Origin of the sequence: Mycobacterium sp. 1274761.0 (assembly GCF_001668615.1) — a bacterium.
Taxonomy (GTDB): domain Bacteria; phylum Actinomycetota; class Actinomycetes; order Mycobacteriales; family Mycobacteriaceae; genus Mycobacterium.
Genome location: NZ_LZMC01000025.1, coordinates 39,678 through 51,943 on the forward strand (window position 1 = coordinate 39,678; position 12,266 = coordinate 51,943).

Here is a 12,266-nt window from a genome sequence, read left to right on the forward strand (position 1 = left end):
ACTTATGAGTAATGCGGCGCCCTGGGCCTCAACCGCAGGCAACAAATTTCGAGAAGTAACTAGGTCGACTGAGAACCCGACGACGAAACTGCTCGCCGAAGGGCTAACTGCGCTAACCGAAGCCGCTCAGAGAGCTAGACGCTGATCTGCAGAAGCTCGCGAGGGAGACGCGGCCGAGCGACTAACCCTCGATGACGCCTGCAGGCACCTCAAAGCCAAGCACCCTGCACAACAACAAATAGTGCTGTGGCAGCCAGGTGTGGCGACACGCCTGACAGGTGCAGCCGGTGTCGGCGACGATCTGCAGGGCGGGTTGCCGCACTCGTTCGCCTGCGAAGTCGCGGCGGTACACGTAGGTGGCGTTGCACGCGGGGCAGGGCACCGAAAGATGTTTGACGTGCTGGGGATTCAGAAGCGAGTTGATTTGTATGGCCCAGGACTCCAAGCGGGCCGCGATGTCTTCGAGCGACGGGCACAGTCTTGCGGTCGCCATTTGGCGCCGGCCAAGGCCCACAATCGCGCGGCTGTCGTCGCCCTGGCGGGGTGCCACCTCTTCACGGCCATCTATTTCGACGCGCAAGTCCAATGCATCGGTCCATAAGGGCGCTGAGATCTTTCCGCTGCGTTGGCCGATTAACCCGGTGGCGTTCTTCGCCGCTGGGATTGCCTGTACGAGGGAGTCGTACAGGCTCGGCGCCGACAGCATGCGGTCGTCCTGCCATTGCTTCATCGGGTCCAGCACTCGCGGCGGCTGTATAGAGGCGGTCCATTGCGGCAGGCAATGACCCGTCAGCGTGAACTGTCATCAGATGGAGAGGTTACCGAATCGGACCGTAGTCCGGTTGCGTGTAGTCAGACGCGCGTTTCGCGACATCGCCTCTCGATGCGCACAGTTGGTTTAGGGCCTTTCCCCACACCGTTGCTAAATCTGCACCTCTGGGTGTTTAGCAGTCCACCGCTCCAGAGTAATCCCACTAAGAAGTAATTTATGTGTTGGTCGTGGCAGTCAATCTTGATTGGCAAAATATTTGCCAACAGAGGCGGTTCGGCGTACCGTTCCCGCATGTGAGTGAGATTGTCGAAATAGGTATGATCTACTGCCCCAACGGCTGCGGCGCCCACTTGCCGTACTTCCTAGAGGAAAACTATGAAGAGACCACTTTGGGAAGCCGCTACATCGTCATCTCGTGCCGTCAATGCGGGAGCTTTCGCATTGATGGGCACGACATCATGACGGTTTCGAGCCCGGCCGCGGCAGCAAGCGGCGACGGCTAGCTGAGGGCCGCAGCCGGTCAGACAGACTGTGCCCATCACTGCGGTCGTCCCGTTTCCGCCGGCGCCGATGCTGGCCACCGCGCCACCCTCCCGGTGAACTCCAGCGGATATTGCTTCGAGCCGAAGTGGGACGGCGTCCGCGCCATCGCCCGCGTCGATGGCCGCGTCGAATTGTTTAGCCGCCATGCGAACAATCTGACTCCCGGCTTCCCTGAAATCACGGGACACCTGGCCGATGCGTTGGCGGGGCGCACCGCGATCCTGGACGGGGAGCTCGTGGCCGTCGACCGCCACGCGCGGCCCTCGTTCGGGTTGATTCAGCGCCGGATGCGTAGCACTCGGCCGTCTGCACACCCCTCGTCACCTCCGTGCCCGCGATGTTCTTCGTTTTCGACGTGCTGTACCTCGACGGTGAGGACGTGATGCGCCGCCCCTACCTCGACCGCCGCGAGCTCCTCGATGACCTCGCCCTCACCTCAAACCCGGTGCTGACTTCGCCGTTCTAGACAGGCATCGACTCGGCGGCGATGTTCGACATCGTCAGCGAGATGCGGCTCGAGGGTGTGGTGTGTAAACGCGCATCGTCGGTGTACCAGCCCGGCCGTAGGTCGCAAGCATGGATCAAAGCGTTGTGCGGCACTGCGCACCGCTGGTGGTCGGGGGATGGGTGCCAGGCCGAGCCGGTGGCGTCGGCTCGCTGCTCGTCGGCGGTCACGACAGCGGCGGCGCGCTGGTCTACTGCGGCCACGTCGGGTTCGGGCTCAGCGGCCCGTTACGACGGACGCTGGCCGCGAAGTTCGCCGAGCTTGGCTGCGCGGCCTCACCCTTTAAAGGGTTCAGCCGACTCGACGGCGCCCGCTGGTTGAAGCCATCGGTCGTCGTCAATGTCGACTACCGCGAGTTCACCGGGCGCCTGCGGCATCCCTCGCTCAAGGGCCTCGTCGATTTCGAGCCCGGGGCTGCCGGATTTACGCTGATCCGGTGAGGTTTCTGTTCGCCGTCGTGGCTGGTGCGCTGGCACTGGTCGGCTGTTCGAGCGGACCACCGCGCTCGAGCGGCGAGTTGCCGTTGCGGCAGGTGTCCGAAACCGAACTGACGGGCGGTCCGGTTCGTTTTGATTACACGTCGCTTGATGCCGAGCGGGGGCGGCTGTTCATCGCCCACATGGGCGCGGGTGAATTGATCGACGTTGATGTGAGGGCCAAGAAAGTCGTGCGAACCGTGCCTGATCTACCGGACGTGCATGGCGTGATCGTCGTGCCGGATAAACGTCGCGTGTACGCCACTGCGACCGGCAACAACCAGCTAGTCGGCATCGACGAAAATACAGGCCAGGTGTTATTCCGCGCTCCGACAGACACGTACCCCGATGGCTTGACCTACGACCCGATCAGGCGGACGGTGTGGACGACGAACGAGAGCGCGGGAACAGAGACAGTTATCGACGCGCAAACCGGCGCAGTCCGCGCGACCATTCCATTGGGCGGTGAGGTGGGAAACGTCGTCTATGACAGCTTTCTCAATCAGATGGTGGTCGCAGTGCAGGGCCGAAATGACCTAGCCATCATCGACCCTGACAGTTTCTCCGTGACGGGTCGGATTCCGACGCCGGGTTGTGACCACCCGCATGGCCAGGCGCTCGACGACACCGATGACGTGATGTTCGTCGGTTGCGAAGCCAACGCCACGACGGTGACCGTAGACCTGGCGAATCGAGCGGTCATCGACCACCACGAGGTCGGTGAAACACCTGACGTCCTTATCAACGACTCTGGCGCTCACCGCGTATATGTCGCCGCTGAGAGCGGCTGGGTCAGCGTGTTCGATCACAATCAAGGTCATTTGATAGCGCGGGGTTCATCCCATCTCGCAGACGGCGCACACTCGCTTGCCCTCGACCCAACGAGCCACCACACGTACTTCCCGATAGCTAAGGGTCCGAACGGTTCACCAGTCCTCTGGGAATTTGAACCCAGCAGTTGAGGCTCCCTCGGTCAGGGGCCTAGCCGACCTCGAACTCCAGTTCGTCGTCCTGCCTGTGTAGGGTCGCCTTATGCCGTTACGTCGGACGCGCCGCAGCTGGGAGGAACAGTCGCCGGCCCGATGCGCCAACGGCCACCGGTTGAGGGGAATGTCGGTGTCGCGCACTGTGATTGCCGAATCATGCATCGAACGCACTAATGCAAGACGTGCGGAGACGCGGTTTATACGCCGCGGCTGCGCACGATCTGCCACCGCCGCGACTTCGAAGATAGAGATCCGCCGAGCTGCGAAGGGGGGTGCGCCCGGCGGACCTGAAAGATACTCTGCCAAATCTGCCCTCGCTCCATAAGGGGGTTTTCCCCCGTCTGATTCGGTGCATTACACCCCGCGTCCGGCAATGCGCGCCGCCTAAGAATCCGGCGGCTTTGGTAGTCGAAACTTTTTCAAGGTCAACGAGTTTGGTCTTTTTCATTGCGCGGTATCGCCAACATGGGTCGGGGATGTAAGGGACCCATCTGGGGAGGAAACACGATGTTAAAGAAGTTCATTATCGGCGCGGTTGCGGCCGGGGCGGTCTCCGTTCCGCTTGCCGGTATTGCGTCTGCTGACCAGCCGAGCAATCCAGGCCCCAACAACAACTCAGGCCCTCAAGCCGGTTTCAATGGTCCGCCAGGGGCGGCGTTCAGTCAGATTGCGAAGAACTAGGAGCCCGGCACGAGCCTGCCGTCGGCCATTGCTGACCAGTTCGGTGGTGCCTTGGGACCGTCGATCCCGCCCGGTCAGATTACGAAAATCTTCACGCCCGGATGTGGCAAGGGCAACAGTGGAAATGGCCTTGCCTCTGGCGGTCTAGTGAGCTGCCCGTAGGGGCGGCCCCGCGAAGTAGTAAACGTTCGGCCCACATCCGCCGGATGTGGGCCGAATCCGCGCCCACGTGTATGGGGCTAACATCCGCGAGTCGCTCCCGACCGCCGTCACCGATTTAGAACCGCTCAAGGGGGACACCCTCATGGGCAGCACTGAGGCAACGGCATGGGTGGCGTCTGCCACTCCAAAATCTGGTTCCTCCCCCTTCCTCGTCAACTCCGGGAGAAGCTTATGAGTCGAAGGCCAGCGCGAAGAACGGCTTGAGTCGGTGAAGAAGAACGCAACCGGCACCGAGATTTTCGAGCTAACGGGGTGACACTGCTGTTAAGCCAGCGGTCCACGGCGGGTAATGGAACGGCCCGGCCCCTTTATGACAACCGTGGGGTTAGTTGGCGGGCCGTCCAGGAAATGACGATCGGCTTGTTCGCGTTGTGCCCGCCATCGTAGGGAGCCGGTGGCGCCCCTACAGGGCGGGCTTTATTACTTCCGCAAACCCACCTATCGAACGGGCAGTGGAGGGCGGCGAACCCCGGTTAACGCTGTCTTCTCAACGGCATGCTGCTGCACCGGCGTCCGCCTTCAACGTGGAGGCTTGACCGCAGCCCGCCAACTCCTCCGTCCACACGCATACCCGCGAATGGAGGAAGTGATTCGCCGCTGTAGCACTCAAATCCGCTACGGTTCAATAACTTACGGTGGCGACAAATCAACTCGGCCCGCCATCGTTGGGTGATCCGTTCAGGTCTGCCCTACCCCCCCAAAATGCAGATTCCGGTCGTATCACCCGGAGCGACTTGCACGTTGGTTCCCGGGGGGAGGGGCGTCAAGACCGGCATGCAGGTATCGACACCGTTGACGAGTGCGCGGTTGCCGTGTGGGCCAGGGTTCACCTTGCCCGTAGCCGGGTCGATCAAGGGCTTCACCGGCCCCTGTTGCATGGCGCCTTGGCCCTGCTTTAGGCCATCTTGTACCTGGCCGACGACCTGGTTGGCGATGTTGGCACCCTGGTTCTGCTGGCACTGTTGCTGTTGGTCTGGTGGCTGTTGCCCACATGGCGGATCGTCAGCACCGGCGATCGGCGCGAATGCGACGAAAGCGCATGCACCAACGCCGGCAAGAATCGTCAGTACGGAGCAATGTTTGATCATGTTGTCATACCATTGGTTGGCTGTTCTTAAATCCTGGCGAAGCGCCGCGTCGAAATGCTGCGCTCGATCTGGTTCTGATGGTGCTCGATGGTTACCGCTCAGGGTGATTCCCCGCGGGGAGGTTGGGGCGTATCTGTCCGCCCGGTAAGTACCGCTCATTTGTTAGCTTCCCCCTCATAGTCCTACTGCTCGCTGTCAGCACCCCTGGGGTGAGATTAGCGTTTGACCTTGATAGATAGTGCGTCAAAGCTTACGCCGAGATCCGTTCGGTTGCGTTTTCAAGTAGTTCGCTGATCCCCGACCGCGTGGAGCTGACCTTCTCGTCAACCTGTCTTGGCTAGCTGGACGCTCATCGTGTAGACGCCGGCGCCCCGTTCCCCCTCGGGAAATGTCAGCACATCAGTCCCCGCCAGCGTGTCCTTATCGAACGAGAGCGTCCGCCGCCCCGGGATGAGTGTTCCCGACCAGGTATTGCCCTGCAGATGGACATCCGCATCCCAGGGGTTTTCGATCTGGTGGATGTGGGTGCAGTCCGGTCCGCACGGCGTCAATATCCACTCGGAAAACCCACCGTTTTTGATGGACATACGCCCGCCGTTGTCTGTGATGGTCTCTGTGTAGTTCCCATTGAGCGGTTCCGCGGACGCGGGAGCGGCCAATCCGACCGCGGCAGCCGCGGCCACACCAGCGACCGCTGCTCGAGTCACCGTCTTCATGCCGCGCCGCGGCGGCGGTGTGTGGTGATTGCTCATAAGTCCCTCCCAGAAAGTGATTGTTGTGACGCTGTGACCAGCTAATTCCCCCTGCCGCAGATTAGCCCGGGCGGCAGCAAAATCACAGCTACTTGCCGGGCAATACTCACGCAGTTATTTGCATAAGCAAACGCAGCGACCATTCCACCAGCACAAAAAGGGTTAGCGGCCTCGAAAATTGATGGGACGCAAGTACCAATTCGAAACTTCCGGTGATACACAGCTAACTCACAGAGAGTGAGAGTGAACGCCCATTACACGGACTCGGTCGTTGTGTGAGCTATGAGTTTTAGGCTCCGATGAAGCGGCTGTTTATTCTCGCGGCGACCGCACAGTTCTCCCTGGTACAAGCGTCCAGGTTTTCCGCACGCAATTACAGTCGCGCAAATGTCTGAGAACCAATTTCCTACTTTCGAGCCCAGGCCTAACCCCCGGCCGTCCCCGCAAAGTCAACGCTTCGCCTATACGTTCACGAGCGCTACGTCGAGGTGCCTATGTCCCCGACCTGTTTCCGCGTGCGGCCGTTATTAGCGTTGACCTCTTAGCGTGACTCTCCTGCTTGAAATCTCAGCAATGAGTTCCCAGAGTTGGGCGCCGAGTACTTCTTGCTCGCGAAACGCCGCTTCGAGCTCGGAATCAATAGTTTGGTGTGGGTTTGGAAAACGCCCATCCCCATCAATGAACATCACGGTGCCCTTGGTTGAAGCACCGGGTTCGATGAGGTGCAGATTTACAACTCGATCACGTTGTCATGGCTGGCAGCACGTGGCGCGGACCCAAGTCGCTACCGCTGCCTTAACCGATATCTCCAACAGTACGCCGTTGCCTCGATTCACACTGACTGGAAACGGTCGACGAGTACGGCGGGCTAGAGGTGTGCTTGGCCGAACAATATTCGGCGGAACGATGCGCCCGCCGCCACTGCAGGCTTCAACAGACCTGCTGACCCTATGCGCACCAACTGTGGGCCAGCTGGCCCCTGCACTGCGACAACGTTCCCGTCGTCTCGCTCCGAACGCCAGCGGGCGACTCGCCCACGAAATAAGGCTCGAACGAGACCCGCGCCGCGACGGCATGCACTCGTCACCCCCCACAGTGCGATCCACCCGAGCACGGTGATTCCACCGCCAACCCATTCGACTTTGCCGAAGTATCGATATTGCGAAAGTCAGCCAGCCTACCTCGGCCTTCGCACAGTCGGCGGCTTCGCTCATGCCGGCGTTCCAGCGGTGCCGTCCTCCCAGTGCGGCCCAGCCGTCGTCAAGGGCGGGCCCGGGAGGCACTGTGTTGGCGAAGGGGGTCTGCACACGGGGCAATTCGAACACAGGGTGAATTCTTTGCGGTTTGGCGATGCATGCGGTGGGTACAAATCGACGAGCGACGGGGGGAACGTCTCAATCGTCGCGCCGAAAGAAGGAGTAAGTAAATGGAAACGAAGATGCGTAAGGCTGTTGCTGTGCTGGGCATGACGGGCGCCCTGACCTTTGGCGGGGCAGGTCTTGCCCACGCCACTACATACGAGAGCCCCGCACCCGCCACGACAACCACCACTCTGGCGGCCGACACTGACGACGACAGCGACAACACCGGCCTGTGGGGACTTGCGGGCCTCCTTGGCCTCCTCGGGTTGCTGGGTCTGAAACGGCGCAACGACCGCCCCGTCGCAGGCACGACCGGGACCACTGGACTAGGCAACAACCCGCGCGTCTGACAAGAACTCCTCCGGCTCGGCCCGTCACCCACGGCATCTTCAGGGTGGCGGGCCGATCCGTTGCCCAGATTCCGGTCACGTCCTTCCCGTCGTTCTACGGTGCGATCTTGGCTTCGTAATACTGCGGCCCGCGTCAAGATCCGTGGCAGACAAGACCGCGCGGCAGAAACGGCGGGATCGTCGGTTGGCGCCGTTCGGACGTGGTCCGATATCTCGAGAGCGCGGCGAGCGCGAGCGTGCGGTGGCAGCCTTGCTCGTGGGCGGTCACGGCCTGGGCGTATTGCATGTTCATGGCTCTCCTCGTGGTCTGTCGCCAAGTACATGGCTTCGGTTGCGCTACCGATCCCAAGGTCTTGTCTTCGGGGCGATGGATCAATGGTGGTCGTCGCGCTGTGGTGAGGTAACCGCCTGCGAGACAGAATCCAGATGCGAGGAGGAAGGTTTTCCTACCTCTCAGGTAAGCAATCGGGCGAGATTGCCGCCGAAACCTGACCCAATTCGGTTATGGCCCAGTTGATTATCGCGTTACTGTTCAGCGATGGGACGCGTCATCGTTGTGGTGCTCGGAGTGGTCGTCGCACTCTTCGGCTTGCTGTTCGCGCTACAAGGCTTCGGCGTCGTGGGCGGCAGCCCCATGAGCAACACCACGACCTGGTCCATCCTCGGCCCGATCATCGCGTTGGTCGGTATCGCCATCGCCGTCGGCGCGGCCCGCAGACGCAAGCCTTAGCCTCCTTGGCCAGCCCATGCCGGGCATTCGCCGGCACCGACGGGCAATCCACAATTAGCGCCAGCCATTCGTTATCCAGCGTGGCATTGCAGCTCGTTCCCGAATTCGCGTTGCTCACTGGCCCTCGTATTGCCTTGCAGGCGAAGGCCACTCACCATCCGGTGCTCGAACTGGACAGAAGAGTCGTAGAGTCCGGCCCCGCACGGGTTCAGCATGCCGGTTATGGTGTCGCCGACCAGCGCTTCACCGGGAGGGTTGACTGCGTGATCGTTGCGGCGAAGCCAGCAGACCCGGAGATTGAGGGCGAGGTGGCGGGCACGCGGCTTTCGTTTGTGAATCTAGCGACGATTTTGCGTGATTTGCGTCGTTAGATTCACAAATGAGCGCGGGGTCCGAGGCACCCAAAAGTGCGAATTACGGGTTCGGCGCGACTCGATCCTCACGAGGGCGGCAATCGACGCCGACCGGTTGCCGACTGGCGATCCGCTCATCAAGCAAGTCGTCGATGAGTGCCGTCGACGGCTTGCCGCCGAGTCGGCGGATCGACGAGCTCACCGAGGCCAGAAGTGACAGCTGTCGGTCGATGGCGCTGATGTCGCGGTGTTTCACTACTCCCCAATCACCGGGATCCCGGATGCGGCATTCGATCGTAGGCGCACGCTCGCCGCCTCGCCGGTATTGAATCCGGCGTGCCGACGACCTCTCCGCGCTAGCGTGTCCACGTCCTGGTTTGCCATGCGGTTCAATCGGGCTGCGCGTCGAGAGGGCTTATCGAACCATGCAGATGCCGCCCCGGCGACCTTCCGCTGCTGAACGCGGGCTTCGAATGCTCCGCTGACGGCCGGCTGCGCTTACTACTAAGCAGACCCCCATGCAAGCGCCGACCCGCGGACATTTCCGCTCGACCGGGCGGTCAGCAACTGCTCGGCGACATCGATCTTGTTCGCGCAGTAGCGCTTACGCCGACTGGTACGACTGGGCCCGCAGCGTCTGGCTCGGCGCCGTCCCGAACGCGGCCTTGTACGCCAAGCTGAACCGCCCGGCATGACTGAAGCCCCACCGGCCGGCGATCGCCGTCACCGTGTCGTTGGCCGGATCAGCCGCCTTCAAGTCGCGGTGCGCCCGATCCAGCCGGACCCGCCGCAGATACTCCAACGGCGTCGTCCCCAGATTGCGACGGAACGCGTATTGCACCGATCTCGGTGACACGTTGACCGCCGCTGCGATGTCGTCGAGGCCGATCTCCGCATCGGCGTTTTCTTGAATGAAAGCCACTGCCTCGCGCAATACCGGTGGCATGTGGCGCCGGTAATCATGACCAGCCACTGCTTTCGCACTCCCCTGCCTCGGTTGGTCAAACTGGACGTAGACGTCTCATACCCGCTACCAACCGGCAGAAAACGCACACGTCAGACAGCAGAGCGTCAACTTTCGGTTGACGCGCAGCAGCCGTCAACCTAGAGTTGACGCTATGTCCGAACCGGCAAAGATCGCCTACCCCGTCCGCCTCGACGACCTCATCGACGTCATCAAAAGGGTGCACACCGAACCGCTCGAGCAGCTCACCGACGCGGTACTGGCGGCCGAATCTCTCGGCGAGATCGCTGATCACCTGATCGGCCACTTCGTCGACCAGGCCCGCCGGTCAGGAGCGTCCTGGACGGACATCGGCAAATGTATGGGTGTCACCAAGCAGGCGGCCCAGAAACGGTTCGTGCCCAAGGCGCCCGACTTCGAATCGGCGACGCTGGACCCCAACGCCGGCTTCGGCCGATTCACCCCACGCGCCCGCAACGTCGTCGTCGTCGCACAGAACAAAGCACACAAGGCCGGCAACAACGAAATCACCCCCGATCACCTGCTGCTGGCTATGTTTGACGACCCGGATGCCCTGGCCGTCAAGCTGCTCGCCGGCCAGGGCATAGACGCGGCCGCCATCGAGGCGATCGTCGCCGTGCCGCCGCGCGTCGACGGCGAACTGCCGGCGCTGATCCCGTTCACCGGGCCGGCCAAGAAAGCCCTCGAGCTGACGTTCCGACAGGCACTTCGCTTGGGCCACAACTACATCGGGACCGAGCACATCACGCTGGCCCTGTTCGAAGCCGAGGACGACGACGGCCCCCTGCACCGCCTCGGCTTCGACAAGGACCGCTTCGAACGCGAGCTCGTCGCCGCCCTGGAGCAGTTCACCAAGTAGCCGTCTCACGAACACCGCCGCAGCGGCGTCTTCATGATGTGAGAGTGCGACCTTTCGAAGACGTGGTGGCCGAGCACGGCGCGACCGTACTGCGGGTCTGCCGCGCGGTCGTCGGACCCGTCGACGCCGAGGACGCATGGTCGGAGACCTTCCTCTCGGCGCTGCGGGCCTACCCCGATCTGCCCGCCGACGCCAACGTCGAGGCGTGGCTGGTGACGATCGCCCACCGGCGCGCGCTCGACGTCGGTCGCGCCCGAACCCGCCGCGCGATACCCGTCGAGTCGCCGCCCGAAAGCGCCACCGCCCGCGCCGATCCGACCGCGCGCTATCCCGATCTGTGGACGGCGCTGCAACAACTGCCCGACAAACAACGTCTTGCGGTGGCCTACCACCACATCGCCGGGTTGCCGTTCGCCGAGATCGCCGCGCTGCTCGGCAACTCCACCGAGGCCGCCCGCCGCGCCGCGGCCGACGGCCTAAAGACTCTCCGCAAGCTCTACCCCAAGGATGAAACAGCATGAGTACCAACATCTTTGACCAACTGCGCGCCGACGACGAAACGCTGGCCCGCCTCCATCAGCGCCTCGAGCGCGACGCCGCTGCCGACCACATGCTCGACGTCGCCTACCGCACCGTCGACAGCCCCGTCGGCCCGCTGCTGCTGGCCGCCACCACCGCCGGCCTGGTCCGTGTCGCCTACGACGTCGAAGACCACGACGCGGTGCTGACCAGGCTCGCGACCGTTGTGAGCCCGCGGCTGCTGCGCGCGCCGGGCCGGCTCGATGCCGCCGCCCGCCAGCTCGACGAGTACTTCACCAGAAGGCGCACGGCCTTCGAGGTGCCCGTCGACCTCCGGCTCGCCGCCGGCTTCCGCCGCAACGTCATCGAGCACCTGCCAGCCATCGGGTACGGCCGCCGCGCCAGCTACGCCGAAGTGGCTGCCGCCGTCGGTAATCCGCGGGCCGTGCGCGCCGTCGGCAGCGCCTGCGCCCACAACCCGCTGCCCGTCGTGATCCCGTGTCACCGCGTGGTGCGCTCCGACGGATCGACGGGCCAGTATGTCGGCGGCCCCGTGGCCAAGGCCGCGTTGCTCGACCTCGAATCGGTCGGGGACGGTACAAACGAATCATGAGGCTCAATGACGCGGCACGCCAGTTCATCGGCGACGGCATCGACGCCACGCTGGTCACGATCAACCCCGACGGCAGCCCGCAGGCAACCGTCGTGTGGGTGGCATTGGATCCGACGCCCGACGGCGACGAACTGGTCGCAGCGCATCTGGCCGAGTACCGAAAGACGCGCAACATCCGCCGCGATCCCCGCGTGGCGGTGACCGTCGTCAAGCCAACCCCCGGCCAGCAGGCGCCCTACCTCGCGATCACCGGCACGGCACGGATCACCGAGGGCGGCGCCCCCGAACTTCTCAAGAAGCTCGCGCGCACGATGCTCGGCACCGACGAGTACTTCCCGCCGGCGGACGCGCCGCCCGGACTGCTCACCCGCATCCGGATCGACAAGGTCGGCGGCATCGGCCCCTGGTCCGAGTAGCGGGCAAGTCTCTGTCCCCCGTGGCCGCGGTGTGCCATCATGCGAGGCGAACTAG

16 protein-coding genes and 1 pseudogene are annotated in these 12,266 nt (G+C 63.0%); 12 read left to right on the plus strand and 5 right to left on the minus strand.

Annotation, left to right across the window (positions count from 1 at the left end):
• Positions 1–181 precede the first annotated feature (181 nt).
• Positions 182–730: a hypothetical protein gene (locus A5651_RS04255; protein WP_156662591.1), complete on the minus strand. Its 549-nt coding sequence runs from the start codon at positions 728–730 to the stop codon at positions 182–184.
• Between the two features lie 335 nt (positions 731–1,065).
• On the opposite strand from A5651_RS04255, the gene A5651_RS04260 reads away from it, so the two are divergent.
• From A5651_RS04260 to A5651_RS04270, 5 genes and pseudogenes are all read left to right on the plus strand, one after another.
• Entirely contained in the window at positions 1,066–1,275 is a 210-nt protein-coding gene (locus A5651_RS04260) for a hypothetical protein (protein ID WP_066975887.1), read from the plus strand.
• A gap of 93 nt (positions 1,276–1,368) precedes the next feature.
• Entirely contained in the window at positions 1,369–1,698 is a 330-nt protein-coding gene (locus tag A5651_RS25880) for a hypothetical protein (protein ID WP_255361786.1), read from the plus strand.
• Positions 1,653–1,841, plus strand: a pseudogene (locus A5651_RS26185) (ATP-dependent DNA ligase); the annotation flags it as partial. The gene A5651_RS25880 and the pseudogene A5651_RS26185, both read left to right, overlap by 46 nt.
• 50 nt (positions 1,842–1,891) lie before the next feature.
• Positions 1,892–2,260: a hypothetical protein gene (locus A5651_RS25885; protein ID WP_231988550.1), complete on the plus strand. Its 369-nt coding sequence runs from the start codon at positions 1,892–1,894 to the stop codon at positions 2,258–2,260.
• Complete coding sequence (locus A5651_RS04270) at positions 2,257–3,258, plus strand: YncE family protein (RefSeq protein ID WP_231988552.1); 1,002 nt, start codon at positions 2,257–2,259, stop codon at positions 3,256–3,258. Before A5651_RS25885 ends, A5651_RS04270 begins: the two co-directional genes overlap by 4 nt.
• Positions 3,259–4,874: 1,616 nt before the next feature.
• On the opposite strand, the gene A5651_RS25195 is transcribed toward A5651_RS04270, so the two are convergent.
• Positions 4,875–5,432 carry a hypothetical protein gene (locus tag A5651_RS25195; RefSeq protein WP_156662593.1) on the minus strand — a complete coding sequence of 186 codons (558 nt, stop codon included), beginning with the start codon at positions 5,430–5,432 and terminating at the stop codon, positions 4,875–4,877.
• A gap of 164 nt (positions 5,433–5,596) precedes the next feature.
• On the minus strand, positions 5,597–6,025 hold the full coding sequence (locus A5651_RS04280; protein ID WP_156662595.1) for a hypothetical protein: 429 nt from the start codon (positions 6,023–6,025) through the stop codon (positions 5,597–5,599).
• A 1,426-nt stretch (positions 6,026–7,451) separates the two neighbouring features.
• On the opposite strand from A5651_RS04280, the gene A5651_RS04285 reads away from it, so the two are divergent.
• The 3 genes from A5651_RS04285 (at position 7,452) to A5651_RS04295 (ending at position 8,837) form a co-directional block, all read left to right on the plus strand.
• Positions 7,452–7,736: a WGxxGxxG family protein gene (locus A5651_RS04285; protein WP_231988554.1), complete on the plus strand. Its 285-nt coding sequence runs from the start codon at positions 7,452–7,454 to the stop codon at positions 7,734–7,736.
• Positions 7,737–8,274: 538 nt separating this feature from the next.
• Positions 8,275–8,466, plus strand: a complete 192-nt coding sequence (locus A5651_RS04290) for a hypothetical protein (RefSeq protein ID WP_066975894.1) — start codon at positions 8,275–8,277, stop codon at positions 8,464–8,466.
• Between the two features lie 80 nt (positions 8,467–8,546).
• A complete protein-coding gene (locus A5651_RS04295) occupies positions 8,547–8,837 on the plus strand; it encodes a hypothetical protein (RefSeq protein ID WP_066975896.1) in 291 nt (96 codons plus the stop codon).
• A gap of 43 nt (positions 8,838–8,880) precedes the next feature.
• Here the strand turns inward: A5651_RS04295 and A5651_RS25890 are convergent, their stop codons facing one another.
• Entirely contained in the window at positions 8,881–9,075 is a 195-nt protein-coding gene (locus A5651_RS25890) for a hypothetical protein (RefSeq protein WP_066975898.1), read from the minus strand.
• Between the two features lie 348 nt (positions 9,076–9,423).
• Positions 9,424–9,765: a helix-turn-helix domain-containing protein gene (locus A5651_RS04305; protein ID WP_066975945.1), complete on the minus strand. Its 342-nt coding sequence runs from the start codon at positions 9,763–9,765 to the stop codon at positions 9,424–9,426.
• Positions 9,766–9,937: 172 nt separating this feature from the next.
• On the opposite strand from A5651_RS04305, the gene A5651_RS04310 reads away from it, so the two are divergent.
• From A5651_RS04310 to A5651_RS04325, 4 genes are read left to right on the plus strand one after another with little or no spacing between them, the layout of a single operon-like run.
• Entirely contained in the window at positions 9,938–10,663 is a 726-nt protein-coding gene (locus A5651_RS04310; protein WP_066975900.1) for a Clp protease N-terminal domain-containing protein, read from the plus strand.
• Between the two features lie 38 nt (positions 10,664–10,701).
• Positions 10,702–11,184, plus strand: a complete 483-nt coding sequence (locus A5651_RS04315) for an RNA polymerase sigma factor (RefSeq protein WP_369803909.1) — start codon at positions 10,702–10,704, stop codon at positions 11,182–11,184.
• The gene (locus A5651_RS04320) at positions 11,181–11,795 is read left to right on the plus strand and encodes a methylated-DNA--[protein]-cysteine S-methyltransferase (RefSeq protein ID WP_066975904.1); all 615 of its coding nucleotides are present in this window, start codon (positions 11,181–11,183) and stop codon (positions 11,793–11,795) included. The genes A5651_RS04315 and A5651_RS04320 overlap by 4 nt, the downstream gene beginning before the upstream one ends.
• A complete protein-coding gene (locus A5651_RS04325) occupies positions 11,792–12,211 on the plus strand; it encodes a PPOX class F420-dependent oxidoreductase (protein WP_066975906.1) in 420 nt (139 codons plus the stop codon). The genes A5651_RS04320 and A5651_RS04325 overlap by 4 nt, the downstream gene beginning before the upstream one ends.
• Positions 12,212–12,266: the final 55 nt, after the last annotated feature.

What these genes read in the sequence shown, in the direction of transcription:
- A5651_RS04280 (WP_156662595.1), bottom strand. Translation starts at nt 6,025, where the DNA reads ATGAGCAATCACCACACACCGCCGCCGCGGCGCGGCATGAAGACGGTG.
- A5651_RS25885 (WP_231988550.1), top strand. Translation starts at nt 1,892, where the DNA reads ATGGATCAAAGCGTTGTGCGGCACTGCGCACCGCTGGTGGTCGGGGGA.
- A5651_RS04290 (WP_066975894.1), top strand. Translation starts at nt 8,275, where the DNA reads ATGGGACGCGTCATCGTTGTGGTGCTCGGAGTGGTCGTCGCACTCTTC.
- A5651_RS04320 (WP_066975904.1), top strand. Translation starts at nt 11,181, where the DNA reads ATGAGTACCAACATCTTTGACCAACTGCGCGCCGACGACGAAACGCTG.
- A5651_RS04255 (WP_156662591.1), bottom strand. Translation starts at nt 730, where the DNA reads ATGAAGCAATGGCAGGACGACCGCATGCTGTCGGCGCCGAGCCTGTAC.
- A5651_RS04305 (WP_066975945.1), bottom strand. Translation starts at nt 9,765, where the DNA reads ATGCCACCGGTATTGCGCGAGGCAGTGGCTTTCATTCAAGAAAACGCC.
- A5651_RS25195 (WP_156662593.1), bottom strand. Translation starts at nt 5,432, where the DNA reads ATGAGCGGTACTTACCGGGCGGACAGATACGCCCCAACCTCCCCGCGG.
- A5651_RS04325 (WP_066975906.1), top strand. Translation starts at nt 11,792, where the DNA reads ATGAGGCTCAATGACGCGGCACGCCAGTTCATCGGCGACGGCATCGAC.
- A5651_RS04285 (WP_231988554.1), top strand. Translation starts at nt 7,452, where the DNA reads ATGGAAACGAAGATGCGTAAGGCTGTTGCTGTGCTGGGCATGACGGGC.
- A5651_RS04310 (WP_066975900.1), top strand. Translation starts at nt 9,938, where the DNA reads ATGTCCGAACCGGCAAAGATCGCCTACCCCGTCCGCCTCGACGACCTC.